A 23,508-nucleotide genomic window follows, 5' to 3' on the forward strand; every position below is an offset into this window, starting at 1 on the left:
ACACAAGCAAGAATGGCTAAGGTATTCGCGATAGCGAACCAAAAGGGTGGTGTGGGCAAAACCACCACCTGCATCAACCTCGCAGCGTCACTGGTCGCGACCAAGCGCCGCGTCCTGTTGATCGATCTCGACCCGCAAGGCAACGCTACGATGGGTAGTGGTGTGGATAAGCACGGGCTGGAAAACTCCATTTACGACGTACTGATCGGCGAATGTGATCTGGTGCAGGCCATGCAGTTTTCCGAGCATGGCGGTTATCAGCTGCTGCCGGCCAACCGCGACCTCACGGCTGCGGAAGTCAATCTGCTGGAAATGCAGATGAAGGAAAGTCGTCTGCGCAATGCGCTGGCGCCGATCCGCGAGAATTACGACTACATCCTCATCGATTGTCCGCCGTCGCTGTCGATGCTGACGTTGAACGCTCTGGTTGCAGCCGACGGGGTGATTATCCCGATGCAATGCGAATACTTTGCCCTCGAAGGGCTCAGTGACCTTGTGGATAACATCAAGCGCATTGGCGAACTGCTCAACCCGCAGCTGAAAATCGAAGGCCTGTTGCGAACCATGTATGACCCTCGCCTGAGCCTGATCAACGATGTTTCTGCCCAGCTCAAGGAACACTTTGGCGAACAGCTGTACGACACGGTGATTCCGCGCAACATCCGTCTGGCCGAGGCACCGAGTTTCGGCATGCCGGCGCTGGCGTATGACAAGTCATCGCGCGGTGCGCTGGCCTACCTGGCTCTGGCCGGGGAAATGGTTCGTCGTCAACGGCGCACTACGCGCACAGCTCAGCCAACTTAAGGGAATCCCATGGCCGTCAAGAAACGAGGTCTCGGACGTGGGCTGGACGCACTTCTGAGCAGTCCAACCGTCAGTTCGCTGGAAGAACAGGCCGTCAAGGCCGATCAGCGCGAATTGCAGCACGTACCCCTGGACCTGATCCAGCGGGGCAAATATCAACCGCGCCGTGACATGGACCCGCAAGCCCTCGAAGAGCTGGCCCAGTCGATCAAGGCGCAAGGCGTGATGCAGCCCATCGTAGTGCGTCCGCTTGCCGACAACCGTTTTGAAATCATTGCCGGCGAGCGCCGCTGGCGTGCCAGCCAGCAGGCCGGGATGGAGACCATTCCCGCGATGGTGCGCGATGTGCCGGATGAAACGGCCATCGCCATGGCGCTGATCGAGAATATTCAGCGCGAGGACCTCAATCCCATCGAGGAAGCGGTCGCCCTGCAGCGTTTGCAGCAGGAGTTCCAGCTGACCCAGCAGCAAGTCGCCGACGCGGTGGGTAAATCCCGCGTCAGCGTGGCCAACCTGTTGCGTCTGATTGCGCTGCCGGAAGTTATCAAGACCATGCTGTCCCATGGCGACCTGGAAATGGGTCATGCCCGCGCTTTGCTCGGTTTGCCGGAAGACAGGCAGGTCGAAGGGGCGCGACACGTTGTCGCACGTGGCCTGACTGTGCGTCAGACAGAAGCCCTGGTTCGCCAGTGGCTGAGCGGAAAACCGGCCGCTGCGGAACCGGTAAAAACCGATCCGGACATCAGTCGCCTGGAACAGCGATTGGCCGAACGGCTGGGCTCCGCGGTGCAAATTCGCCACGGGCAGAAGGGAAAAGGTCAATTGGTCATCCGATATAACTCGCTGGATGAGCTTCAGGGCGTGCTCGCACACATCCGCTGAAACAATTGCTGTGTAGCGTGTAGTCGGAAATCACTACCTTACGGTTGAATAGGGGCTTAAGCGCCCCTATACTCTGCGCGCATTTTGTCGGCACATTTTATGCCAAGTTATTGATTTTGGCGGCCGACGCACCAGGAGCAGTTGTGATGGAATCACGCATGCCAAACCGCTTGCCGTTCCATCGCCTGGCGGTTTTTCCGGTACTGCTGGCTCAATTTATTGTCCTGCTGCTGGCAGCCTTGGCGCTGTGGCAGTGGCACGGGGTCGTAGCTGGATATTCAGGGCTGTGCGGAGGCCTGATAGCTTGGCTCCCCAATTTGTATTTCGCTCATAAGGCTTTCCGGTTCACCGGGGCTAGAGCAGCGCAAGCCATTGTCCGGTCTTTTTATGCCGGCGAGGCGGGCAAACTGATTTTGACGGCAGTGCTGTTTGCACTGACGTTCGCAGGTGTGAAGCCATTGGCGCCGCTGGCTGTATTCGGCGTCTTCATGCTGACCCAACTGGTCAGCTGGTTCGCACCGGTGCTTATGAGAACAAGACTTTCGAGACCTTAGGGCGTTTGAGGCAACCATGGCAGAGCAAACAGCTTCGGGCTATATCCAGCACCACTTGCAGAACCTGACCTTTGGTCATTTGCCGGACGGCACTTGGGGCTTCGCCCACGATGCGGCCGCGGCGAAGGAAATGGGTTTTTGGGCTTTCCACGTCGATACTCTCGGCTGGTCGGTCGCACTGGGTCTGATCTTCGTCCTGATTTTCCGCATGGCGGCAAAAAAGGCGACTTCAGGTCAACCAGGCGCACTGCAGAACTTCGTTGAAGTGCTTGTCGAATTCGTCGACGGCAGCGTGAAGGACAGCTTCCACGGTCGTAGCCCGGTGATTGCACCGCTGGCGCTGACCATTTTCGTCTGGGTTTTCCTGATGAACGCCGTCGACCTTATCCCGGTCGACTGGATTCCTCAGCTGGCGATCATGATCACCGGGGATCATCACATTCCGTTCCGTGCGGTATCGACGACTGACCCTAACGCGACCCTGGGCATGGCCCTGTCGGTGTTTGCGTTGATCATCATCTACAGTATCAAGGTCAAGGGCATCGGTGGTTTCATCGGTGAATTGACACTTCACCCGTTCGGCAGCAAGAACATCTTTGTTCAGGCGCTGTTGATTCCGGTGAACTTCCTGCTTGAATTCGTGACTCTGATTGCCAAACCTATTTCGTTGGCACTGCGTCTGTTCGGCAACATGTACGCTGGCGAGCTGGTGTTCATCCTGATCGCCGTCATGTTCGGCAGCGGCCTGCTCTGGCTCAGCGGCCTGGGCGTGGTTCTGCAATGGGCGTGGGCTGTATTCCACATCCTGATCATCACCTTGCAGGCGTTCATCTTCATGATGCTGACCATCGTTTACCTGTCGATGGCGCACGAAGACAACCATTAAGACTCGCCTGGCGCGTCTGGATGTACCTCTCGTTTCGGCGAGAGGATAGCCGCAAGCGGGTAACCGCAAGGGCTGATGCTGGAAACGATTTGTTTTACCGCTTTAATCTAAAAAACCTAACCAATACGACGTAAAAGTCGGGAGGAAAGATGGAAACTGTAGTTGGTCTAACTGCTATCGCTGTTGCACTGTTGATCGGCCTGGGCGCACTGGGTACTGCAATCGGTTTCGGCCTGCTGGGCGGCAAGTTCCTGGAAGGCGCTGCTCGCCAACCAGAAATGGTTCCAATGCTGCAGGTCAAAATGTTCATCGTTGCCGGTCTGCTCGACGCCGTGACCATGATCGGTGTTGGTATCGCTCTGTTCTTCACCTTTGCGAACCCCTTCGTTGGTCAACTCGCTGGCTAATCTCTCGAATATTCGAGGTGATTGGTGTGATGGACAACGAACGAGCGAGGTGTTGGCGTGAACATTAATGCAACCCTGATTGGCCAGTCCGTTGCGTTCTTCATTTTTGTGCTGTTCTGCATGAAGTACGTTTGGCCTCCGGTCATTACGGCTTTGCACGAACGTCAGAAGAAGATCGCGGATGGACTGGACGCTGCCAGCCGAGCAGCTCGCGACCTGGAGTTGGCCCAAGAGAAAGCGGGTCATCAACTGCGCGATGCAAAAGCTCAGGCAGCTGAAATCATTGAGCAAGCCAAGAAACGCGGTACTCAGATTGTCGACGAAGCCCGGGAACAGGCTCGCGTTGAAGCTGAACGTGTGAAGGCTCAGGCTCAGGCCGAGATCGAGCAGGAACTGAACAGTGTCAAAGATGCGCTGCGCGCCCAATTGGGTAGCCTGGCAGTCAACGGCGCAGAGAAGATCCTGGGTGCCACAATCGATCAAAACGCGCACGCGGAGCTGGTTAATAAACTGGCTGCTGAAATTTAAGCGAGGGCGATCATGGCAGAACTGACCACGTTGGCCCGACCTTACGCTAAGGCAGCCTTCGAGTACGCCCAGGCTCACCAGCAACTGGCCAATTGGTCAGCCATGCTCGGCCTGGCTGCAGCGGTGTCGGAAGACGACACCATGCAGCGCGTACTCAAGGCCCCGCGACTGACGAGCGCAAACAAGGCCACCACTTTTATTGAAGTGTGTGGCGACAAGTTCGATGCCAAGGCACAGAATTTCATCCACATCGTTGCTGAAAACGACCGTCTCCCGCTTTTGCCGGAGATTGCCGAACTGTTCGACCTGTACAAGGCCGAGCAGGAAAAATCAGTCGATGTCGATGTCACCAGTGCTTTTGCATTGAACCAAGAACAGCAAGACAAACTCGCCAAGGTTCTCAGTGCACGGCTCGGCCGGGAAGTGCGCCTGCACGCTGCGGAGGATGCCACCCTTATCGGTGGTGTCGTAATCCGCGCCGGCGACCTGGTTATCGATGGCTCAGTTCGCGGCAAACTCGCGCAACTAGCCGAAGCATTGAAATCTTGAGTTTGAAGGGGCAGCAGAGCAATGCAGCAACTCAATCCTTCCGAAATAAGTGAAATCATCAAGGGTCGCATCGACAAGCTCGATGTAACCTCCCAAGCCCGTAACGAAGGCACAGTCGTCAGCGTATCTGACGGCATCGTGCGGATTCACGGTCTGGCCGACGTAATGTACGGCGAGATGATCGAGTTTCCGGGCGGCGTCTACGGTATGGCGCTGAACCTTGAGCAAGACTCTGTAGGTGCTGTGGTACTGGGCGCTTACACGACTCTGGCTGAAGGCATGAGCGCCAAGTGCACTGGCCGCATCCTAGAAGTTCCGGTTGGTCCGGAACTGCTTGGCCGCGTAGTCGATGCACTGGGTAACCCAGTTGACGGCAAAGGCCCTCTGAACAACGTCATCACTGACGCTGTCGAGAAGGTTGCACCGGGCGTGATCTGGCGTAAGTCGGTCGACCAGCCTGTGCAGACCGGCTACAAAGCCGTCGATGCCATGATTCCAGTCGGCCGTGGCCAGCGTGAGCTGATCATCGGTGACCGTCAGATCGGTAAAACCGCTCTGGCCATCGACGCAATCATCAACCAGAAAGACAGCGGCATCTTCTGCGTCTACGTAGCAATCGGTCAGAAACAATCGACCATCGCCAACGTGGTTCGCAAACTCGAAGAAAACGGCGCGTTGGCTAACACCATCGTCGTTGCTGCCAGTGCTTCCGAATCCGCTGCGCTGCAGTTCCTTGCACCGTACTCGGGTTGCACCATGGGCGAGTATTTCCGCGACCGCGGTGAAGACGCGCTGATCGTTTATGACGATCTGTCCAAGCAAGCAGTGGCTTACCGCCAGATTTCCCTGCTGCTGCGCCGTCCACCAGGCCGTGAAGCTTACCCAGGCGACGTGTTCTATCTCCACTCCCGTCTGCTGGAACGCGCATCGCGTGTTTCCGAAGAATACGTAGAGAAGTTCACCAATGGCGCAGTGACCGGCAAAACCGGTTCCCTGACCGCGTTGCCGATCATCGAAACCCAGGCAGGCGACGTTTCCGCGTTCGTTCCGACCAACGTGATTTCCATCACCGACGGTCAGATCTTCCTGGAATCGGCCATGTTCAACTCCGGCATCCGTCCGGCTGTGAACGCTGGTGTTTCGGTATCCCGTGTGGGTGGTGCTGCGCAGACCAAGATCATCAAGAAGCTCTCCGGTGGTATCCGTACCGCTCTGGCTCAGTACCGTGAACTGGCGGCATTCGCCCAGTTCGCTTCTGACCTGGACGAAGCGACCCGTAAGCAACTTGAGCATGGTCAGCGCGTTACCGAGCTGATGAAGCAGAAGCAATATGCACCAATGTCGATTGCTGACATGGCGCTGTCGCTGTATGCCGCTGAGCGTGGGTTCCTGATCGACATCGAAATCGCCAAGATTGGCAGCTTTGAACAAGCGCTGATTGCTTACTTCAACCGCGATCACGCCGATTTGATGGCGAAGATCAACGTGAAGGGTGACTTCAATGACGAGATCGACGCTGGCATGAAAGCCGGTATCGAGAAGTTCAAGGCCACCCAAACCTGGTAAGCCGCAGCGGGGGTCGAAAGGCTCCCGCTTGCTAACCTGATAGGTGTTACATGGCAGGCGCAAAAGAGATTCGCAGCAAGATTGCGAGCATCAAAAGCACGCAAAAGATCACCAGCGCCATGGAAAAAGTGGCGGTCAGTAAAATGCGCAAGGCTCAAATGCGCATGGCTGCTAGCCGTCCTTACGCGGAGCGCATCCGCCAGGTGATTGGTCATCTGGCCAACGCCAACCCGGAATACCGCCACCCGTTCATGATCGAGCGCGAAGTAAAGCGTGTCGGTTATGTCGTAGTGAGCAGTGACCGTGGTTTGTGCGGTGGCTTGAATACCAACCTGTTCAAGGCTTTGGTCAGGGACATGGCGGTAAACCGTGGAAACGGCGTAGAGATCGATCTGTGCGTGGTTGGCAGCAAAGGTGCGGCATTTTTCCGCAACTTCGGCGGTAACGTCGTCGCTGCGATCAGCCACTTGGGCGAAGAGCCGTCGATCAATGATTTGATCGGCAGCGTCAAGGTGATGCTGGATGCCTACCTGGATGGCCGTATTGATCGCCTGTCCGTGGTATCCAACAAGTTCATCAACACCATGACCCAGCAGCCAACGGTGGAACAATTGATTCCGCTGGTGGCAACCCCGGATCAGAAACTCAAGCACCACTGGGACTATCTCTACGAACCGGACGCCAAAGAGCTGCTTGACGGCTTGATGGTTCGCTACGTTGAGTCGCAGGTGTACCAGGCGGTGGTCGAGAACAACGCAGCTGAACAAGCAGCGCGGATGATCGCGATGAAGAACGCCACAGACAACGCCGGTGATTTGATCAGCGATTTGCAGCTGATCTACAACAAGGCGCGTCAGGCAGCGATCACCCAAGAGATCTCGGAAATCGTCGGCGGCGCTGCCGCGGTTTAACGGTTCAAATATTAGAGGAACCAGCTAATGAGTAGCGGACGTATCGTTCAAATCATCGGCGCCGTGATCGACGTGGAATTCCCACGCGATAGCGTACCGAGCATTTACAACGCGCTGTTGGTTCAAAGCGCGGCAGCGACCACCCTGGAAGTTCAGCAGCAGCTGGGCGACGGCGTGGTTCGCACCATTGCGATGGGCTCCACCGAGGGCTTGAAGCGTGGTCTGGAAGTTACAGACTCTGGCGCAGCCATCTCCGTACCGGTCGGTAAAGCGACTCTGGGCCGGATCATGGACGTGTTGGGCAACCCGATCGACGAAGCCGGTCCAATCGCCACCGAAGAACGCTGGGGCATTCACCGTCCTGCGCCATCCTTCGCTGAGCAAGCGGGCGGCAACGATCTGCTGGAAACAGGCATCAAGGTTATCGACCTGGTTTGCCCGTTCGCCAAAGGCGGTAAAGTCGGTCTGTTCGGTGGTGCCGGTGTAGGCAAAACCGTAAACATGATGGAACTGATCCGTAACATCGCCATCGAGCACAGCGGTTATTCCGTGTTCGCCGGTGTGGGTGAGCGTACCCGTGAGGGTAACGACTTCTACCACGAGATGAAGGACTCCAACGTTCTGGACAAAGTGGCACTGGTTTACGGTCAGATGAACGAGCCGCCGGGTAACCGTCTGCGCGTAGCACTGACCGGTCTGACCATGGCCGAGAAATTCCGTGACGAAGGTAACGACGTTCTGCTGTTCGTCGACAACATCTATCGTTACACGCTGGCCGGTACTGAAGTATCCGCACTGCTGGGCCGTATGCCTTCCGCAGTAGGTTACCAGCCGACCCTGGCCGAAGAGATGGGTACTCTGCAAGAGCGTATCACTTCGACCAAGAATGGTTCGATCACTTCCATCCAGGCGGTATACGTACCAGCGGATGACTTGACTGACCCGTCGCCAGCGACCACGTTTGCCCACTTGGATGCAACCGTCGTACTGTCCCGTGACATCGCTTCCCTGGGTATCTACCCAGCGGTAGATCCACTGGATTCGACTTCGCGCCAGCTGGACCCGAACGTAATCGGCCAGGAACACTACGACACCGCTCGCGGCGTACAGTACGTGTTGCAGCGCTACAAAGAACTGAAGGACATCATTGCGATCCTGGGTATGGACGAGCTGTCGGAGACCGACAAACAGTTGGTTAACCGTGCTCGTAAGATCCAGCGCTTCCTGTCGCAACCGTTCTTCGTGGCTGAAGTCTTCACTGGTGCATCGGGTAAATACGTTTCCCTGAAAGACACCATTGCCGGCTTCAAAGGCATCCTCAACGGTGACTACGACCACTTGCCAGAACAAGCGTTCTACATGGTCGGCGGCATCGAAGAAGCGATCGAGAAAGCCAAGAAACTGTAATCCCAGCGCCCGGCAACGGGCGCTAATCAGGTCGAGGCAAGCAAATGGCTATGACAGTCCATTGCGATATCGTCAGCGCGGAAGGAGAAATTTTCTCCGGTCTGGTCGAGATGGTGATTGCGCACGGCAACCTGGGTGATATCGGTATCGCTCCAGGCCACGCGCCGCTGATCACTGATCTGAAACCAGGTCCGATCCGCTTGATCAAGCAGGGCGGAGCAGCCGAGGTGTTCTACATCTCTGGTGGTTTCCTCGAGGTTCAACCGAACATGGTCAAGGTGCTTGCCGACACTGTGCAACGTGCTGATGACCTGGACGAAGCCTCTGCTCAGGCAGCCGTAAAGGCAGCCGAGAAAGCTCTGCACGAAAAGGGCGCAGATTTCGATTACGGATCTGCAACCGCTCGTCTGGCCGAGGCCGCAGCCCAGCTGCGTACCGTTCAGCAAATTCGTAAGAAGTACGGCGGCTAACCCCGTCGTCATTCTGCGCGATTGAGTAAAAGGGTAGCCTCGGCTACCCTTTTTCTTTTTTCAGGATCAGCCCACCCGGATTCACGGGTTCGCGGCTCGCTCAGTTGGAAGCCCTCATGTCTCTCGATATCGTTATCCTCGCCGCTGGCCAAGGCACTCGCATGCGTTCGGCGCTGCCCAAGGTTCTTCATCCGGTCGCTGGCGACTCCATGCTCGGGCATGTTATCCACAGCGCCCGACAGCTTTCGCCGCAACGCATCCATGTCGTGATCGGACATGGCGCGGATGTCGTGCGTGAGCGCCTGGCGGCAGATGATCTGAATTTCGTCTTGCAGGACAAACAGCTGGGTACCGGCCATGCGGTTGCACAGGCGCTGCCGCAACTGACTGCCGAGAACGTGCTGATCCTTTACGGCGATGTGCCGCTCATCGAAGTCGAAACCCTGCAGCGTCTGCTGAAAAGGGTCAATGCCGAGCAACTGGGCCTGCTGACCGTCAATCTCGACGACCCGACAGGTTACGGCCGCATCGTGCGCGACGAGCAGAATCGTGTCTGCGCCATCGTCGAACATAAAGACGCAACTGACGCCGAGAAAGCTATTACCGAAGGCAACACCGGAATTCTGGCTGTACCGGGCAAGCGCCTGGCGGACTGGCTGGGACGACTGTCGAACAACAACGTCCAGGGCGAGTACTACCTGACGGACGTGATCGCCATGGCGGTCGGCGACGGTCTGGTGGTGGCGACCGAACAGCCTCACGACGCGATGGAAGTGCAGGGTGCCAACGACCGCAAGCAACTGGCGGAACTGGAGCGTCACTATCAACTGCGCGAAGGCCGTCGCTTGATGGCGCAAGGCGTTACGTTGCGTGACCCGGCGCGCTTTGACGTGCGCGGCGAGGTGACCGTGGGTCGCGACGTGCTGATTGATATCAACGTGATCCTCGAAGGCCGGGTGATTATCGAAGACGACGTGGTGATCGGGCCGAACTGCGTGATCAAGGACAGCACCTTGCGCAAAGGCGTCGTCATCAAGGCCAACAGCCATATCGACGGCGCGATCATGGGTGAGGGCAGCGATGCCGGTCCGTTCGCTCGTCTGCGTCCGGGAAGCGTGCTGGAAGCCAAGGCGCATGTGGGTAACTTCGTCGAGCTGAAGAATGCCCATCTAGGCGAAGGCGTGAAAGCCGGCCATCTGACTTACCTTGGCGATACCGTGATTGGTGCGCGCACCAACATCGGCGCCGGAACCATCACGGTTAACTACGACGGGGCCAACAAGCATCAAACCCTGATTGGTGAAGATGTGTTCATCGGTTCCAACAACTCACTGATTGCACCGGTGAGTATCGGCGACGGCTCGAACACCGCCGCCGGTTCGACCATCACCCAGGATGTGGATAAGTCGCAACTTGCCGTCGCCCGCGCTCGCCAGCGCAATATCGAAGGCTGGAAGCGCCCGGTGAAGATCAATAAGTCCTGAAGTTATCCACAGGACAGGGGCTAATGAGGATCCGTGGGACCGGATTTATCCGGGAAGAAGCCGGTACATTCACTGCATATTCGCCGTCAGGAATACTGTCTTCCCGGATGAATCCGGTCCCACAGCGCAGCGTATAGAACACATTTGATTTCCTAAAATTCAAATCGCTTGACCATCCTCGCCCAATAGGTTTTGATTGCCTTCGTTATCTTTCGAAACGAAACAAATCCGTGTCCATATCGAAACGCAACACACCTCAGCGTCGCCACAACATCATCGCCTTGCTCAACGAGCAGGGCGAAGTCAGCGTGGATGAGCTGGCGAAACGCTTCGAAACTTCCGAGGTTACGATCCGTAAGGATCTGACCGCTCTCGAAAGCAACGGCTTGCTCCTGCGGCGTTATGGCGGTGCGGTCACGTTGCCTCAGGAGCTGATCACTGAAAGCGGTCAGCCGGTCTCGAAATACAAGCAGGCCATCGCTCGTGCTGCCGTTGTCAGGATTCGCGAGCACGCGCGAATCATCATCGACAGTGGCAGCACCACCGCAGCGATGATCCCGGAATTGGGCCAGCAGCCGGGACTGGTGGTGATGACCAACTCCCTGCATGTCGCCAGCGCCCTGTCCGAGCTGGAACACGAGCCTGTGTTGTTGATGACCGGCGGAACCTGGGACCCGCATTCCGAGTCCTTTCAGGGCCAGGTCGCCGAGCAAGTGCTGCGTTCCTACGATTTCGATCAGCTATTCATCGGTGCTGATGGCATCGATCTGAATCGTGGCACCACCACCTTCAACGAATTGCTGGGCCTGAGCCGGGTGATGGCTGAAGTGGCCCGAGAAGTGGTGGTGATGGTCGAAGCCGACAAAGTCGGACGCAAGATACCCAATCTGGAACTGCCCTGGAGCAGTATCCACACCCTGATTACCGATGATCGCCTGCCTATTGAGGTACGCGAACAGATTGAAGCCCGCGGCATAACGTTGATTTGCGCCGCCGTCAGCTAGGAGAAAACTTATGTGTGGAATCGTTGGTGCCGTCGCGGAACGTAATATCACCGCCATCTTGCTCGAAGGCCTCAAACGCCTGGAATACCGCGGCTACGACAGCGCCGGTGTAGCGGTTTTCAGCAACGCGGGTGTGCTTGAGCGCCGTCGTCGCTCGGGCAAGGTCAGCGAGCTGGAACAGGCTTTGGCCGGTGAGCCGCTGGTAGGCCGTCTCGGCATTGCGCACACCCGTTGGGCGACTCACGGCGCGCCTTGCGAACGCAACGCCCATCCGCATTTCTCCGGCGAGGAACTGGCGGTCGTTCACAACGGCATCATCGAAAACCACGAAGCCCTGCGCGAGCGCCTCAAAGGTCTCGGCTATGTGTTCGTTTCCGATACCGATACCGAAGTCATCGTTCACCTGCTGGCCCACAAGCTCAAGGACACGCCGGACCTGACCGTCGCCCTGAAAGCGGCAGTCAAGGAATTGCATGGCGCTTACGGCCTGGCCGTGGTCAGCGCGAAACAACCGGATCGCCTGCTGGCCGCCCGCAGTGGCAGCCCTTTGGTGGTCGGTCTGGGTCTTGGAGAAAACTTCCTCGCCTCCGACCAAATGGCCCTGCGCCAGGTCACTGACCGCTTCATGTACCTGGAAGAGGGCGACATCGCCGAGATCCGTCGCGACAGCGTGCAGATCTGGTCGGTTGACGGCCTGCCGGTTGAGCGTGAAATCGTGCAATATCGCGAAGGTGCGGAAGCCGCTGACAAGGGCGCATTCCGCCACTTCATGCTCAAGGAAATCCACGAGCAGCCTAAGGTCGTGCAACGTACGCTTGAAGGCCGCCTCGGCCAGCAGCAAGTATTGGTTCAAGCCTTTGGTCCGCAGGCCGCCGAATTGTTCGCCAAAGTTCGTAATGTGCAGATCGTCGCCTGTGGCACCAGTTATCACGCCGGTATGGTGGCGCGTTACTGGCTGGAAGGCTTGGCCGGCATTCCGTGTCAGGTCGAAGTCGCCAGTGAGTTCCGCTATCGCAAGGTCGTGGTGCAGCCGGATACGCTGTTCGTTTCCATCTCCCAGTCCGGCGAAACCGCCGACACCTTGGCCGCCTTGCGCAATGCCAAAGAGCTGGGCTTCCTGGCGAGTCTGGCAATCTGCAACGTCAGCATCAGCTCACTGGTGCGTGAATCGGACCTGACGTTGCTGACTCAGGCCGGGCCGGAAATCGGCGTTGCGTCCACCAAAGCCTTTACCACCCAATTGGTCGGCCTGCTGCTGCTGACCCTGTCGCTGGGCCAGGTGCAAGGCACTTTGGCTGAAGGCGTTGAAGCCGAGCTGGTGGAAGAGCTGCGTCGTCTGCCAACCCGTCTGGGTGAAGCACTGGCCATGGACCACACCATCGAGAAAGTCGCCGAACTGTTCGCCGAGAAGAACCACACCCTGTTCCTCGGCCGTGGCGCGCAGTTCCCGGTTGCCATGGAAGGCGCGCTCAAGCTCAAGGAGATTTCCTACATCCATGCCGAAGCCTACCCGGCTGGCGAGCTCAAGCATGGTCCTCTGGCGCTGGTGGACAGCGATATGCCAGTGGTCACCGTTGCGCCGAACAACGAGCTGCTGGAAAAACTCAAATCCAACCTGCAGGAAGTCCGCGCCCGTGGCGGTGAGTTGATCGTGTTTGCTGACGAGCAAGCCGGCATGACCAATGGCGAAGGTACCCACGTCATCGCCATGCCGCACATCATCGATGCGCTGGCACCGATCCTCTACACCATCCCCTTGCAACTACTCTCGTATTACGTGGCAGTACTCAAGGGGACGGACGTCGATCAGCCGCGCAACCTGGCCAAATCGGTGACTGTGGAATAAGTTATCCACAGATACCCGATTCGCTCCTACGGATCTTCGCGTACACCGCGATGTCGGCTGGCACATTAGATCCTACGGCATCCATCACCCGCGCCAGACGCTCAGCCAGTTCCGCTGCCTGAGCCTCGCTGGTCACGTTGGTAAAACTCATCAACAGCCCGCGTTCGGTGGGTGAGGTGAGGTACCAGTCGGACAATGCCTGAACGCCAAGCCCGGCCTGTCTTGCCGCAGCAGCGATTACCTGATCGTCCAGGCTTTCGCTCAGTTGCGCGCACAGGTGCATGCCACCCAGTTGGAGATTGACCGATAAGCGCGTGCCAAGCCTGGCGCTCAGGGCATTGGTCAGCAACATTCGCCGATGGGCATAGAGGCTGCGCATCTTTTTCAGATGCCGGGAGAAGTGGCCTTGCTCGATAAAGGTTGCGACGGTGGATTGCCAAAGTTGCGGGCAATGGTTGTGCATGTCGTCGGCCATTTTGCGGAAGCGGTTGACCTGGGCTTCGGGCACCACCAGATACGCGAGTCGCAAGCCGGGCACCAGCACCTTGCTGAAGGTGCCGCAGTACAAAACCCGGCCGTGTTCGTCCAGGCTCTTGAGCGCCGGGATCGGCCGACCCTTGTAGCGGTATTCGCTGTCGTAGTCGTCCTCGATGATCCAGCTGCCCTGGCGATTGGCCCAGTCCAGCAGAGCCTGACGGCGGTTTAGCGACAACGAAACGCACAGCGGACTCTGATGCGTCGGCGTGACCACGGCAAAGCGTGCTTCAGGGGCGCGCTGGATGCCGGCCTGGACCACCAGGCCATCACTGTCCACCGGCACCGGGACCAGCTGCATGCCGGCTTCGCCGAGAAACTGGTGGGCCATGAAATAACCGGGATCTTCGAACCAACAGTGATCGTCTTTGTGCATCAGGCTGCGGCAAATCAGATCCAGACAGTCTCGATAGCCGGCGCAAATGAAGATCTGTTCCGGCAGGCAATTGATACCCCGCGAAATCCCCAGATAACCCGCCAGCGCAGTGCGCAGCGCCAGATCCCCGTGGCTGTCGGGATAGTTGAGGGCGTCCAGCCCGCCTTGACGCAAGGTGCGGCTGGCCAGTCGATTCCAGAGCTTGCGCGGAAACGCATCCAGCGCGGGCATGCCCATCTGCAATGGCATGGGAGCTGTGCCCGGATGCACGACAGCAGATTGCGGCTCCTGAGTTGGCCGGATTGGCGGCGCGCTCGCAACGGCGTCGACCAGCTGCGAAACCACTGTGCCAGCCGGTCCACGTGCGAGCAGGTAGCCTTCGCTGATTAACAGTTGATAGGCGGTTTCTACCGTGCCGCGCGCCAGGTTCAATTCGGCGGCCAGCGCGCGCACCGATGGCACTCGATCCCCCGGTTTGAGGTGGCCGTCGGCGATGGACTGGCGAAAACGCAAATAGATCTGCCGATATAACGGCGCGTCCGGGGTTGTGTCGGGCAAGGATTTATTCACCGCATGTCCTAGTCATTTTTGCACTTCTTGGCTCTATAGAGTAGGCCATGTGGCGCATACAGTAGGCACACATTTGAAGGAGAGTGTGCCATGCAACCCCCCATGTTCAGACTGTTGAGTCGCGGCGCCGAGCAGGCGGCAGGCTTCAAGCTAATGCAGCAACTACGCCCGCACTTGAGCGATCTTGAATCGTTCTCCATGCAGCTGGATCGCCAGGCCTGGCATGGCTATCGGTTGTGGGGAATGTGGCAGGGCGACCAGTTGGCCGGGTTGATCGGCTTTCGTGAGCTGGAAAACCTGATCTATGGCCGGTTCATCTACGTTGACGATCTTATCGTCGATCCGGCGATGCGTCAGTCTGGATTGGGCATGGCGTTGCTGGATAAGGTCCGCGAAGAAGCCCGGCTGCGAGGCTGCGCTCATCTGGTCCTGGATACCGGCCTGCACATGGCGCTGGCACAACGCTTTTATTTCCGTGCCGGGCTGCTGGCCCGAGGCATGCACTTCGTCCAACCGCTGGAAGCCGTTCAGGAGTCCGCCCATGCGTGAATTATTGCTGCTCAATGCCAGCCCTCACGGGGAAACGTCAGCCGGTTATGGACTGGCCGTTGAATGGGTCGACTCGCTGCGATCCAGGCACGCGCAATTCTCCCTGACCCAACGTGACCTGGCCGCACATCCGCTGCTGCCCATAACTGATGCTTACGCCACCGCGCTGACCCAGCGCAATCCTGTCGCCCAACCAGCACTTGAGCTGTCCGAGCAGCTGATTGGCGAGCTGGAGCGTTGCGACCTGCTGCTGATCTCGACGCCAATGCATAACTTCACGGTGCCTGCCGCGTTGAAGCTATGGATCGATTACGTGGTGCGCATCGGGCGCAGCTTCGAAGCCAGGCCCGACGGCAAGTTCGGCCTGCTGCGCGATCGCCCGGTCTACATCATCGTCAGCTCGGGAGGCTTTCATCTCAAGCCGCGTGGGCAGCAACCCGATTTCCTCACGCCGTACCTGCTTGAAGTGCTGAAAGCGATCGGCCTTCTCGATGTCCATTTCGTCTATCTGGAAGGCATGGTCCTCGGCGAAGAAGTGAGCCGCGCGGCGTTTGCGGCGGCGGCACAACAACTGGCCGGGAGTGGCCTGTCTTGAGCATCAGGGCTGGATGCGCAGTTTTTCAAATTCACAGTAATCTCATCCATTCATTCGGGAGTATCCAATGAGCAAGCTTCGTCTTCCATTTTCAGACCTTTCTCCAGCGGCTTATCAAGGTCTGGTGAGCACCAGTCAGGCCCTGGACAAGAGTCCACTCGGTCAAGAGTTGGTCGAGCTGGTTTACCTGCGCGTCTCGCAAATCAACGGCTGCGCGTTTTGCCTGGACATGCATGCCAAGGCGCTGCGTGCTGCAGGTGTTTCGCAGCGCAAACTGGACTGCCTGGCCGGTTGGCGCGTCAGCGAACTGTTTGATGCGCGTGAGCAGGCGGCGTTGGCCTGGTCGGAATCGCTGACCCATATCTCCAGCCAGGACGCATCGGAGGAACAGTACGCTGCGCTAAAAGCCACCTTCAGCGACACCGAAATCTCCGATCTGACCTTTGCCGTATCGCTGATCAATGCCTTCAATCGGCTGGCGGTCGGTATGCGCCTCTGATCTGGCAAGCAATCCTTGTGGGAGCGAGCTTGCTCGCGAAGGGTTAGTACATCCGGCAGAGATTCAGCGCCTGATATGGCTTCGCGAGCAAGCTCGCTCCCACACAGGATGGCCCCGCCGTTTCCAGCAAAAAAAAGCCCGCAATGGTCACGCCATGCGGGCTTTTTGATTGGGGTTCAGTTATCGGGCGCTGATTTTGTTCAACTCCGGCATCACAAAGTTTTTGACGATGTACAGCGAGCCTTTTTCGCTCAAATGCCCGGAATCGATTTGCAGCAGGGAGTCGTCCTGCAGGCGCACCAGACAGGAATTGGCGACACACAACTTGTCGATCAGCGAGACGAAATCCACCGATTGCGGATCGATCTGGCGTCGGATCGCCTGGTCGGCGGCCATCACGCTCTGGTCCAGCGCGGCGTCGGTGATGTGCGATTCATTCAGGCCCCAATGGCGGTTGGCGATGACGCTGGGCAGCGACGGGTTCCATTGCGGCAGCGGTCCCAGCAGCACGATGTGTTTCACTCCATAGCTCTTGAGCCGCGCGGCAATGTCGCTCCAGTGGGTTTTGTCGTGTTCATCCTTTTGTGCGATGACCACCACGTCAGGCCGCAGCTTCTGGATGCTTTCCAGGGCCTTTTTGTTGGAATAGTTGCAAGTGACGCGCGGCGGGGTGGCGCGGCCGTTGTCCAGGGTCAGGCTGGGCCGACAGCTGGCCGAGGCGACTTGATAAAACGGCGTGCTTGCGGGCAGCGACTTGCGCAGCCCCAGGGAAAGCGCCTGGGCATGGGAATCACCCCACAAAAACACGCCGCCGTCGCCCTGTTTGTGAGTGCAGGACTCATCGATGCCCGACAGGCCGCGCTGGGTGAAGGCCGAAAAGGCATCGCACTTGAGCCAATACGACTCGTACAGATTCTTCTGCCGATCCGCATAGTCCTGAACGAAGCGCGCCTTGTCCGAGATGCTCACGGTGCGCAAGGGTGAGATTGCGCCTTCAGTCGCGCTGACTGCAGTGGCGGCGGCGAAGACCATGGTGATCAGGCCGCTGGCGGTGGCGAATTTCCAGCTGCGTTTGGGTTTGGGCGCTTTTGCTGGCGATTTTTCGATCAATTCGTACGACGTCAGTCCCAGTGCAAAGGCGCAGGCAATACCGAGGAAGGCATTGAACGTGTTGCCCAGATAACCGGCGTAACTCATCAACACCACGACCGGCCAATGCCAGAGATACAGCGAGTAGGAAAGCTTCCCGGTCCATTGCGAGAACGGGTTGCTGGTCATGAACGAGTCCTGACGAGCCGAGATAATCACCGCGAGGGTTCCCAGGACGGGCATCAATGACAGATAACCGGGCCAGACGTCCTTTTCGGAGAGCAGCACGAAACTGGCGAGCATCAGGCCCAGACCGGTCGCCTCCAGCAGGCGTTGTGGCAGCGCACGCAGCTTGACCGGAAACACGCAGGCGACGCCGCCAACCAGCAATTCCCACGCCCGGGTCGGCAGCAGGTAAAACGCCGGTTCCGGCCACAGGAACGAGGCGACCACGCAGAAACCGAAGCCCAGCAGGCAGCCGGCGAGGATCCACCAGCGCAGATTGCGCTGGGCAATGAAGCGACTCAAGGCCAGCAGCACCAGCGGATAAATCATGTAGAACTGCCATTCCACCGAGAGTGACCAAGTGTGCAGCAGCCATTTCTCGTGGGCGCTTGCGGTGAAATACCCGGCTTCGGCCCAGTAAACAAAGTTGGAGACAAACCCCAGGCTGCCGGCGATGTGTTTGCCCAGCTCGCTGTATTCCAGCGGCAGCAGATAGAACCAGCCCGCCAGTAACAGCACAAAACACAACGCGGCCAGTGCCGGAATGATCCGTCTGGCCCGGGATTTGTAGAAGGCGATCAGGCTGAAATTACCCTTGTGCAGGCTGCGCACGATAATGCCGGTGATCAAGTAGCCGGAGATCACGAAGAATATATCGACGCCCGCAAATCCGCCCGGCAGCCAGCCAGGGTTGAAGTGAAACAGCAGCACCGCGATGACCGCGATAGCGCGTAGTCCATTGATGTCTTTTCTGAAGTCCATGGCGTTTTTTCACGTAGGAGCGAGGAGGGCGATTCAGGGCGTGGCCACTGTCTCCTCGGGGCTCAGGCTGATGATCTTGGGGAAATGGGTCAGGGTGACGGAGACCGAGCAACCCTGATCCGCGCACTGCCATTGTTCGCCCGACAGACTGCCTTTCTCGGGCTCGGCGGTGTCGGTCAAACGCACCGCTCCGGTCATGCGCGCGGCGCTGACAATGTCCTGTTGCAACGTCGGACCAGTCGTCCAGCCAACCGCCACGCGCTCCGGGCCTTTGTCGAAATACAGCAGGTAAATGGTGTCCGCCTGGCGACTGGCCTTGGCGTCGTAGCTGAAGTCCCTGATCACCGGGGCGATGACTTTCATGACCTGATAGGCCGGTTTGGGCGAAAGGTCCTCATTGAGCAGCCCGAAGTTGTGTTCCTGATCGGTCCGGTCGGGGCCATCGTTGACCAGGTCGTACCACCACATGCCTTTGACGTTAGGCAGACTGCGGGCGAGGAACAGAATCCGCGCCATGTACACCGCCTGTACCGCTGGCGTGAAGCCACAATTGCCCTGATGACTGGGCCAGGCCATTTCCGTGATGTAGATCGGCACATCGCGCCCGGCCTTGGCGCGGATATGCTCTTCATAAGCGCGCATCCACACCACCCAGGCTTCGGGGTTGGGCTTCACGTTTGGCAGGCAGTGGGCGTAAGGATGCACCGACAGACCGTCGACCAGATCCAGCATGCCGGCATCGATCAGGCGGTCAGCGAAACCGTAGTCCATGCCTTCCGGCGTAACCGATCCGGCGAGGATTTTTGCCGGTGTGCCTTCAGCGTTCTGCGTGTTTTTGCGCACCAGTGGCACCACATCGCGCACCAGCGCGGCATAGTCGGCGCTGAGTTGCGGGTCCTTGGGTGCCTCGATATCCCACTCGTTCCAGATCTCATAAAAGTCCACGCGATTGCCCAACTGGCCGCTCACGTAGTCCACATACCTGAGGAAACCCGCCTTGACCTCGCCGCCGCGTGGCTTGGCGTTGTCATGAAACCAGGTGCTGTAGTCGAGAATCGTCAACCTGGTCAGGCCCAGGCTCTGGGCGTTGGTCAGGTAACTGCGCCACGACGGCACGATGCGCAGTTCGTTGGCGTTGGGCGCTGCGGTGGACCAATGCGCGTCATCCTTGACCGAGGCGATGCCCGCATCGGCAGCCAGTTGCAGCGCTGGCCGCGACGGCGTCGGGTAATTCATCAGGTGCGTGCCGATGCCGAGAATGAACGGCTCTGGCGAGTTTTCCTCGGCATTGGCCGAGCCGCCGCTCAGGCATCCGACACATAGCATGCTTGCTGCAAAACGTAGACTGACCTTCATGCGCAATCACTCAGTTCATGTTGGGCAGGGTGGACAGCTGGTATTGCGCAGGCCGTGCGGTCTGTCGACTGTCCAGCTGCTTGCCGGTCAGCACATGACCGATTGCCAGGCCCAGGAACAGGTTGGCCACCGCGATCTCGAACATGTCCGTGGTCCAGCTGATCAGGCAGCAGCAGAAGGTGATTGCCAGCAAAGCCCGGGCAATACGCGAATCATCGTTGCTCAGGGCGAAGAACAGCGGAATTTGCATGGCGTACAGCAAGGGCCCGAACACCCCGAACAATCCCCACACGTACATGAAGGTGCTGTCCGAGCCGACCAGCAATTCGCTGCCGGGAACCGGGAAAATGATCACTGAACTGCCGAACATGCCAAATCCCGCACCGGTATAGCCGTAGCCTGCCTGAGTCATGGCATGAACCACGTTGGGCCAGGTGTTGTTCAGCCGGTCGTACAACGACGTCAGCGATGAACCGGCGCTGCTTACAGTACGAGCGTCGAAGTCATAGATCAGCCCGATCAGCGGCAGCACCATGCCGATTACCACGGCCCCGACACACGCGGCGCGAGTGGTCCAGCGCATGCGGGCAATCAGCAACAGGCCCATGGTCAGCAAATAGCCGCCGGCCGGCGCCTTGCTGGTGGTCAGCACAATGCCGTACAGAGCGACAAGGCTCAGCGCCAGAATCAGCAGGCGCGAGCGCAGGAACATCGCGATGTACAGGCTGTAGATTGCGATCAGGATCGACAACGTGTTGGATACCCGGGCGAAACCGGCGCTGCGGTCCTCGTCACCGACGGACCAGGTGGTGTTGGCGCTCAGCTGCGTTTCGCCAATGGCGTAGCTATAACCTTTCCACGGCACCGTGGTGACTTTGTCCAGGGCCAGACCGACAAAGCAAGCCACGAGGCATAAGCCGATGACCCACATCAGCAGCCGACGGCGATGGATCAGGTGGTCGCTGCAAACCATGCCGAACAATATCGGGCTGAGCGCGAACAGGGTGAAAGCGACGTTATTGATGGTGGCGCCATGCAACATAGCCAGGACGGCGGAAATCACCAGCATCAGCAGGCTCAGCCACACGACGCGACCGGCCTTGTAAGTGCGCAGCTCCATGAGCAACAGAATCAGGCAGGCGATCTTGGGCAGGTACAGCGCTGGCGACAGTCCTGCCTGGTCGAGGTAAAAGCGCAGCGCACCGGAAAAGGTCTCGACCACAATCAGGCTGATGGCGGCCCAGACCATGGCCGTCGATTTGTTGAAGGAAAGCAACGACGCGTTATCGTCGGCCCTGTTCGCAGAGTTCAACATCATGTTTTCTGCCTCTGAAGCGCTTGTTGAGAGATACCACGTAGGAGAATCGGGGGGGATTGGGCAGGCGCAACGCTACCGCCCATCGACTGTCGAAAACGGTCAATAGAGGTATCAATCAAGGTAGGAAAATGGCCGCTGAAGAAGTGGGCGGCATTCAGGTCTGGAGCGAACGCTCCAACTGCGCGACAAGGGCTATATCAGCCTGACTTCGGAGGCCTGTCAATCAATTCGTCAAAAATTAATCAATCGCCGACCAGCGTTGCAATAGGTGAGATGTAAGTCATTGAATTAGTTAAGCGGTATAAATTTGACGTTTCATAGGGTGCTGAAATTGGCACGTGCGATAGCGAACTTGAAAGCGAAACGGCAAGTTCCGAGTCACCGCGAAACTTGCCGCTTGAAGCTTGCTGCTTAAAGCTTACGGATACTTACGTTTATCAGCCGTTGGCGGGAAGTACTGATACAACCAGGTTTCACTCAGCGTGCGATCCTGGGACTTGATGAACATGCGCATCTCGACCGGTTCGGCACCATCATTGGTTGGGTACCAGTCGAACGTCACGCGATAACCCTGGATATCCGGCAGCACCAGAATGTTGAAATCCTGAACCTTGCCGTTGGAAACCGTGACGATCGGCTCGATGGCCGTGCCTTCCGGCAAGCGTTCCAGACCGCCGCCATTGAAGTCCACCGCGAAGCGTCGCGCCCAGACTTCCGGGTAATGCTCGCCCGGTGCCCAGCCTTCGATGAAGCCACCCATGCCGGAACGGGTCGCATGAACCTGCGCCAATGGCGTGCTCACCGGAGGCAGTGGGCTCCAGTACAGTTTGTAGCCAAAATTGAGCGTATCGCCGGCCTTGACCGGATTTTTCGGTGTCCAGAACACCACGATGTTGTCCATCGTTTCGCCGGTGGTGACGATCTCCACCAGATTCACCGAACCCTCGCCCCATGGCGTGGTGGGCTCGACCCACAGGCTCGGGCGGCGGTGATACCAATCGACCGTGTCCTGGTAGCTGGTGAAATTATGATCAGTCTGCACCAGACCAAAACCTTTCGGGTCTGTGTCGGCAAAGGCGTTGAACTGCAATTTCGGCGGATTGTTCAGCGGACGGCAGATCCACTCGCCGTTGCCGCGCCACATGGCCAGGCGGTCCGAGTCGTGGATTTCCGGGTGAATGGTGTCGCACATGCGGCGTTCGTGGGTGCCGCAGCTGAACATGCTGGTCATCGGCGAAATACCCAACTGAGCGATATCGGCACGCGCATTTACCGTGGCATCGATGTTCATCACCACTTGCCCGGACTGGCAGTCGATATCGAAGCGATAGGCGCCGGTCGCGCTGGGCGAATCCATCAGGGCGTAGACCACGAAGCGGGTCGCGTTCTTGTCTGGCGTTTCAAACCAGAACTTGGTGAAGTCCGGGAATTCTTCCTGACGCGTCGAGTACGTGTCGATGGCCAGGCCGCGAGCGGAAAGGCCGTACTGCTTGTTGCTGTCCACGGCGCGGAAATAGCTGGCGCCCAGGAACGACACCACGTCGTTGATGGCGATTTCCGGGGCCTTGAACAGCTTGAAGCCGGCAAAACCCAGATCGCCCTTGACCAGCGACTTGTCGATGCCGCTGGACTCGTAATTGAAGAGTTCGTGGCGGAAGTGCACTTCCCGCGCCTGCTTGGTCGTCGGGTCGACGCTGTACATGCGCACCGGCGTCTTGAAGCCCATGCCTACGTGGAAGAAATGCACGTCCAGCTGGCCTTTGACGTCGTGCCACAAGGAATGTCCGGCGTCATATTTGATGGCGTTGAACTGTTGCGGCGTCATGTTCGCCAATACGGGCGGCAGGACTTGCTTGTTGCTGACATAGCCACGGCCAGCGAGTTGTTTGGCGTGGGTTTTCAACGTATCGAAGTCGAAATTTTCGATCTCGCCATCGGCGGCGGCGGCAAAAGCACGTGCAACATAAAGCCCCGAGGCCGGCACGCTGCTATAAGCCGCCAACGCCATGGATGCTTTAAGGAGATTCCTGCGATTCATAAGGTGAAGCCTCTGACTAGTGCTGTGCGTCCTGCACAAGAGAAATGCGCGCTACGACTCCTTGCTGAACGCCAAACTACCCACAACAGATAACAAACACAGCAACCGGTTCGAAAAAAACATAAATAATTACGATTTAGTTCCATTGAATCGTATCAATGGCTGTCTGGGCGGGGCTTCTGGAGTCATCGCTGATTTTGTCACCGTGCCAGCATGACAAAATTTTCACAATAGCGCCGGTACAAGGCGCGGAAATCGTTGGCGGCGGTTTGATAGAAATCTCGTTGGAGCGAGGCAAC

General features: G+C 58.1%; 22 protein-coding genes. 17 read left to right on the top strand and 5 right to left on the bottom strand.

Annotated features, from left to right (window positions below; all coding sequences use genetic code 11):
- The first annotated feature begins 12 nt into the window (after window positions 1–12).
- From ACP7E4_RS17640 to glmS, 14 genes are all read left to right on the top strand, one after another.
- Window positions 13–804: a ParA family protein gene (locus ACP7E4_RS17640; RefSeq protein WP_020292039.1), complete on the top strand. Its 792-nt coding sequence runs from the start codon at window positions 13–15 to the stop codon at window positions 802–804.
- 9 nt (window positions 805–813) lie between these two features.
- A complete protein-coding gene (locus tag ACP7E4_RS17645; RefSeq protein WP_020292040.1) occupies window positions 814–1,686 on the top strand; it encodes a ParB/RepB/Spo0J family partition protein in 873 nt (290 codons plus the stop codon).
- Window positions 1,687–1,832: 146 nt separating this feature from the next.
- The gene (locus ACP7E4_RS17650; RefSeq protein ID WP_020292041.1) at window positions 1,833–2,240 is read left to right on the top strand and encodes a F0F1 ATP synthase subunit I; all 408 of its coding nucleotides are present in this window, start codon (window positions 1,833–1,835) and stop codon (window positions 2,238–2,240) included.
- Between the two features lie 16 nt (window positions 2,241–2,256).
- On the top strand, window positions 2,257–3,126 hold the full coding sequence (atpB, locus tag ACP7E4_RS17655) for a F0F1 ATP synthase subunit A (protein ID WP_426116555.1): 870 nt from the start codon (window positions 2,257–2,259) through the stop codon (window positions 3,124–3,126).
- Between the two features lie 149 nt (window positions 3,127–3,275).
- Complete coding sequence (gene atpE / locus ACP7E4_RS17660; protein WP_002555987.1) at window positions 3,276–3,533, top strand: F0F1 ATP synthase subunit C; 258 nt, start codon at window positions 3,276–3,278, stop codon at window positions 3,531–3,533.
- Between the two features lie 57 nt (window positions 3,534–3,590).
- A complete protein-coding gene (locus ACP7E4_RS17665; RefSeq protein WP_020292043.1) occupies window positions 3,591–4,061 on the top strand; it encodes a F0F1 ATP synthase subunit B in 471 nt (156 codons plus the stop codon).
- A 12-nt stretch (window positions 4,062–4,073) separates the two neighbouring features.
- The gene (locus ACP7E4_RS17670; RefSeq protein ID WP_341521927.1) at window positions 4,074–4,610 is read left to right on the top strand and encodes a F0F1 ATP synthase subunit delta; all 537 of its coding nucleotides are present in this window, start codon (window positions 4,074–4,076) and stop codon (window positions 4,608–4,610) included.
- A gap of 21 nt (window positions 4,611–4,631) precedes the next feature.
- Window positions 4,632–6,176 carry a F0F1 ATP synthase subunit alpha gene (gene atpA, locus ACP7E4_RS17675; RefSeq protein WP_020292045.1) on the top strand — a complete coding sequence of 515 codons (1,545 nt, stop codon included), beginning with the start codon at window positions 4,632–4,634 and terminating at the stop codon, window positions 6,174–6,176.
- Between the two features lie 50 nt (window positions 6,177–6,226).
- The gene (atpG, locus tag ACP7E4_RS17680; protein ID WP_020292046.1) at window positions 6,227–7,087 is read left to right on the top strand and encodes a F0F1 ATP synthase subunit gamma; all 861 of its coding nucleotides are present in this window, start codon (window positions 6,227–6,229) and stop codon (window positions 7,085–7,087) included.
- Window positions 7,088–7,114: 27 nt separating this feature from the next.
- Complete coding sequence (atpD, locus tag ACP7E4_RS17685; RefSeq protein ID WP_426116552.1) at window positions 7,115–8,494, top strand: F0F1 ATP synthase subunit beta; 1,380 nt, start codon at window positions 7,115–7,117, stop codon at window positions 8,492–8,494.
- Between the two features lie 44 nt (window positions 8,495–8,538).
- Window positions 8,539–8,964 carry a F0F1 ATP synthase subunit epsilon gene (locus ACP7E4_RS17690; RefSeq protein ID WP_426116550.1) on the top strand — a complete coding sequence of 142 codons (426 nt, stop codon included), beginning with the start codon at window positions 8,539–8,541 and terminating at the stop codon, window positions 8,962–8,964.
- A gap of 116 nt (window positions 8,965–9,080) precedes the next feature.
- A complete protein-coding gene (gene glmU, locus ACP7E4_RS17695; protein WP_426116548.1) occupies window positions 9,081–10,448 on the top strand; it encodes a bifunctional UDP-N-acetylglucosamine diphosphorylase/glucosamine-1-phosphate N-acetyltransferase GlmU in 1,368 nt (455 codons plus the stop codon).
- Window positions 10,449–10,684: 236 nt separating this feature from the next.
- Window positions 10,685–11,452: a DeoR/GlpR family DNA-binding transcription regulator gene (locus ACP7E4_RS17700; protein ID WP_426116754.1), complete on the top strand. Its 768-nt coding sequence runs from the start codon at window positions 10,685–10,687 to the stop codon at window positions 11,450–11,452.
- Window positions 11,453–11,462: 10 nt separating this feature from the next.
- The gene (glmS, locus tag ACP7E4_RS17705; protein WP_426116546.1) at window positions 11,463–13,298 is read left to right on the top strand and encodes a glutamine--fructose-6-phosphate transaminase (isomerizing); all 1,836 of its coding nucleotides are present in this window, start codon (window positions 11,463–11,465) and stop codon (window positions 13,296–13,298) included.
- A 1-nt stretch (window position 13,299) separates the two neighbouring features.
- Here glmS and ACP7E4_RS17710 read toward each other — a convergent pair whose 3' ends face one another.
- Window positions 13,300–14,778: a PLP-dependent aminotransferase family protein gene (locus tag ACP7E4_RS17710; protein WP_426116544.1), complete on the bottom strand. Its 1,479-nt coding sequence runs from the start codon at window positions 14,776–14,778 to the stop codon at window positions 13,300–13,302.
- Window positions 14,779–14,868: 90 nt separating this feature from the next.
- Here ACP7E4_RS17710 and ACP7E4_RS17715 point away from each other — a divergent pair, with 90 nt between their 5' ends.
- The 3 genes from ACP7E4_RS17715 to ACP7E4_RS17725 all read left to right on the top strand — a co-directional run bounded on the left by ACP7E4_RS17715 (window position 14,869) and on the right by ACP7E4_RS17725 (window position 16,421).
- Window positions 14,869–15,327: a GNAT family N-acetyltransferase gene (locus ACP7E4_RS17715; RefSeq protein WP_426116542.1), complete on the top strand. Its 459-nt coding sequence runs from the start codon at window positions 14,869–14,871 to the stop codon at window positions 15,325–15,327.
- Window positions 15,320–15,922 (top strand): FMN-dependent NADH-azoreductase, encoded by a 603-nt coding sequence (locus ACP7E4_RS17720; protein ID WP_426116540.1) that lies wholly within the window; start codon window positions 15,320–15,322, stop codon window positions 15,920–15,922. The genes ACP7E4_RS17715 and ACP7E4_RS17720 overlap by 8 nt, the downstream gene beginning before the upstream one ends.
- Window positions 15,923–15,989: 67 nt before the next feature.
- A complete protein-coding gene (locus ACP7E4_RS17725; protein ID WP_426116538.1) occupies window positions 15,990–16,421 on the top strand; it encodes a carboxymuconolactone decarboxylase family protein in 432 nt (143 codons plus the stop codon).
- Window positions 16,422–16,601: 180 nt separating this feature from the next.
- Here ACP7E4_RS17725 and ACP7E4_RS17730 read toward each other — a convergent pair whose 3' ends face one another.
- The 4 genes from ACP7E4_RS17730 to ACP7E4_RS17745 form a co-directional block, all read right to left on the bottom strand.
- The gene (locus ACP7E4_RS17730) at window positions 16,602–18,497 is read right to left on the bottom strand and encodes an acyltransferase family protein (RefSeq protein ID WP_426116536.1); all 1,896 of its coding nucleotides are present in this window, start codon (window positions 18,495–18,497) and stop codon (window positions 16,602–16,604) included.
- 33 nt (window positions 18,498–18,530) lie between these two features.
- On the bottom strand, window positions 18,531–19,853 hold the full coding sequence (locus ACP7E4_RS17735) for a hypothetical protein (protein ID WP_426116534.1): 1,323 nt from the start codon (window positions 19,851–19,853) through the stop codon (window positions 18,531–18,533).
- Window positions 19,854–19,863: 10 nt separating this feature from the next.
- Window positions 19,864–21,171, bottom strand: a complete 1,308-nt coding sequence (locus tag ACP7E4_RS17740; protein WP_426116532.1) for a hypothetical protein — start codon at window positions 21,169–21,171, stop codon at window positions 19,864–19,866.
- A 418-nt stretch (window positions 21,172–21,589) separates the two neighbouring features.
- The gene (locus ACP7E4_RS17745) at window positions 21,590–23,209 is read right to left on the bottom strand and encodes a glucan biosynthesis protein D (protein ID WP_426116530.1); all 1,620 of its coding nucleotides are present in this window, start codon (window positions 23,207–23,209) and stop codon (window positions 21,590–21,592) included.
- Between the last annotated feature and the right edge of the window lie 299 nt (window positions 23,210–23,508).

Source organism: Pseudomonas sp. DSP3-2-3 (genome assembly GCF_049898225.1).
Classification (GTDB): Bacteria; Pseudomonadota; Gammaproteobacteria; order Pseudomonadales; family Pseudomonadaceae; genus Aquipseudomonas.

Coding starts and splice junctions, on each gene's coding strand:
- ACP7E4_RS17640 (WP_020292039.1), top strand. CDS start 13: ATGGCTAAGGTATTCGCGATAGCGAACCAAAAGGGTGGTGTGGGCAAA.
- ACP7E4_RS17645 (WP_020292040.1), top strand. CDS start 814: ATGGCCGTCAAGAAACGAGGTCTCGGACGTGGGCTGGACGCACTTCTG.
- ACP7E4_RS17650 (WP_020292041.1), top strand. CDS start 1,833: ATGGAATCACGCATGCCAAACCGCTTGCCGTTCCATCGCCTGGCGGTT.
- atpB (WP_426116555.1), top strand. CDS start 2,257: ATGGCAGAGCAAACAGCTTCGGGCTATATCCAGCACCACTTGCAGAAC.
- atpE (WP_002555987.1), top strand. CDS start 3,276: ATGGAAACTGTAGTTGGTCTAACTGCTATCGCTGTTGCACTGTTGATC.
- ACP7E4_RS17670 (WP_341521927.1), top strand. CDS start 4,074: ATGGCAGAACTGACCACGTTGGCCCGACCTTACGCTAAGGCAGCCTTC.
- atpA (WP_020292045.1), top strand. CDS start 4,632: ATGCAGCAACTCAATCCTTCCGAAATAAGTGAAATCATCAAGGGTCGC.
- atpG (WP_020292046.1), top strand. CDS start 6,227: ATGGCAGGCGCAAAAGAGATTCGCAGCAAGATTGCGAGCATCAAAAGC.
- atpD (WP_426116552.1), top strand. CDS start 7,115: ATGAGTAGCGGACGTATCGTTCAAATCATCGGCGCCGTGATCGACGTG.
- ACP7E4_RS17690 (WP_426116550.1), top strand. CDS start 8,539: ATGGCTATGACAGTCCATTGCGATATCGTCAGCGCGGAAGGAGAAATT.
- glmU (WP_426116548.1), top strand. CDS start 9,081: ATGTCTCTCGATATCGTTATCCTCGCCGCTGGCCAAGGCACTCGCATG.
- glmS (WP_426116546.1), top strand. CDS start 11,463: ATGTGTGGAATCGTTGGTGCCGTCGCGGAACGTAATATCACCGCCATC.
- ACP7E4_RS17715 (WP_426116542.1), top strand. CDS start 14,869: ATGCAACCCCCCATGTTCAGACTGTTGAGTCGCGGCGCCGAGCAGGCG.
- ACP7E4_RS17720 (WP_426116540.1), top strand. CDS start 15,320: ATGCGTGAATTATTGCTGCTCAATGCCAGCCCTCACGGGGAAACGTCA.
- ACP7E4_RS17725 (WP_426116538.1), top strand. CDS start 15,990: ATGAGCAAGCTTCGTCTTCCATTTTCAGACCTTTCTCCAGCGGCTTAT.
- ACP7E4_RS17730 (WP_426116536.1), bottom strand. CDS start 18,497: ATGGACTTCAGAAAAGACATCAATGGACTACGCGCTATCGCGGTCATC.
- ACP7E4_RS17735 (WP_426116534.1), bottom strand. CDS start 19,853: ATGAAGGTCAGTCTACGTTTTGCAGCAAGCATGCTATGTGTCGGATGC.
- ACP7E4_RS17740 (WP_426116532.1), bottom strand. CDS start 21,171: ATGATGTTGAACTCTGCGAACAGGGCCGACGATAACGCGTCGTTGCTT.
- ACP7E4_RS17745 (WP_426116530.1), bottom strand. CDS start 23,209: ATGAATCGCAGGAATCTCCTTAAAGCATCCATGGCGTTGGCGGCTTAT.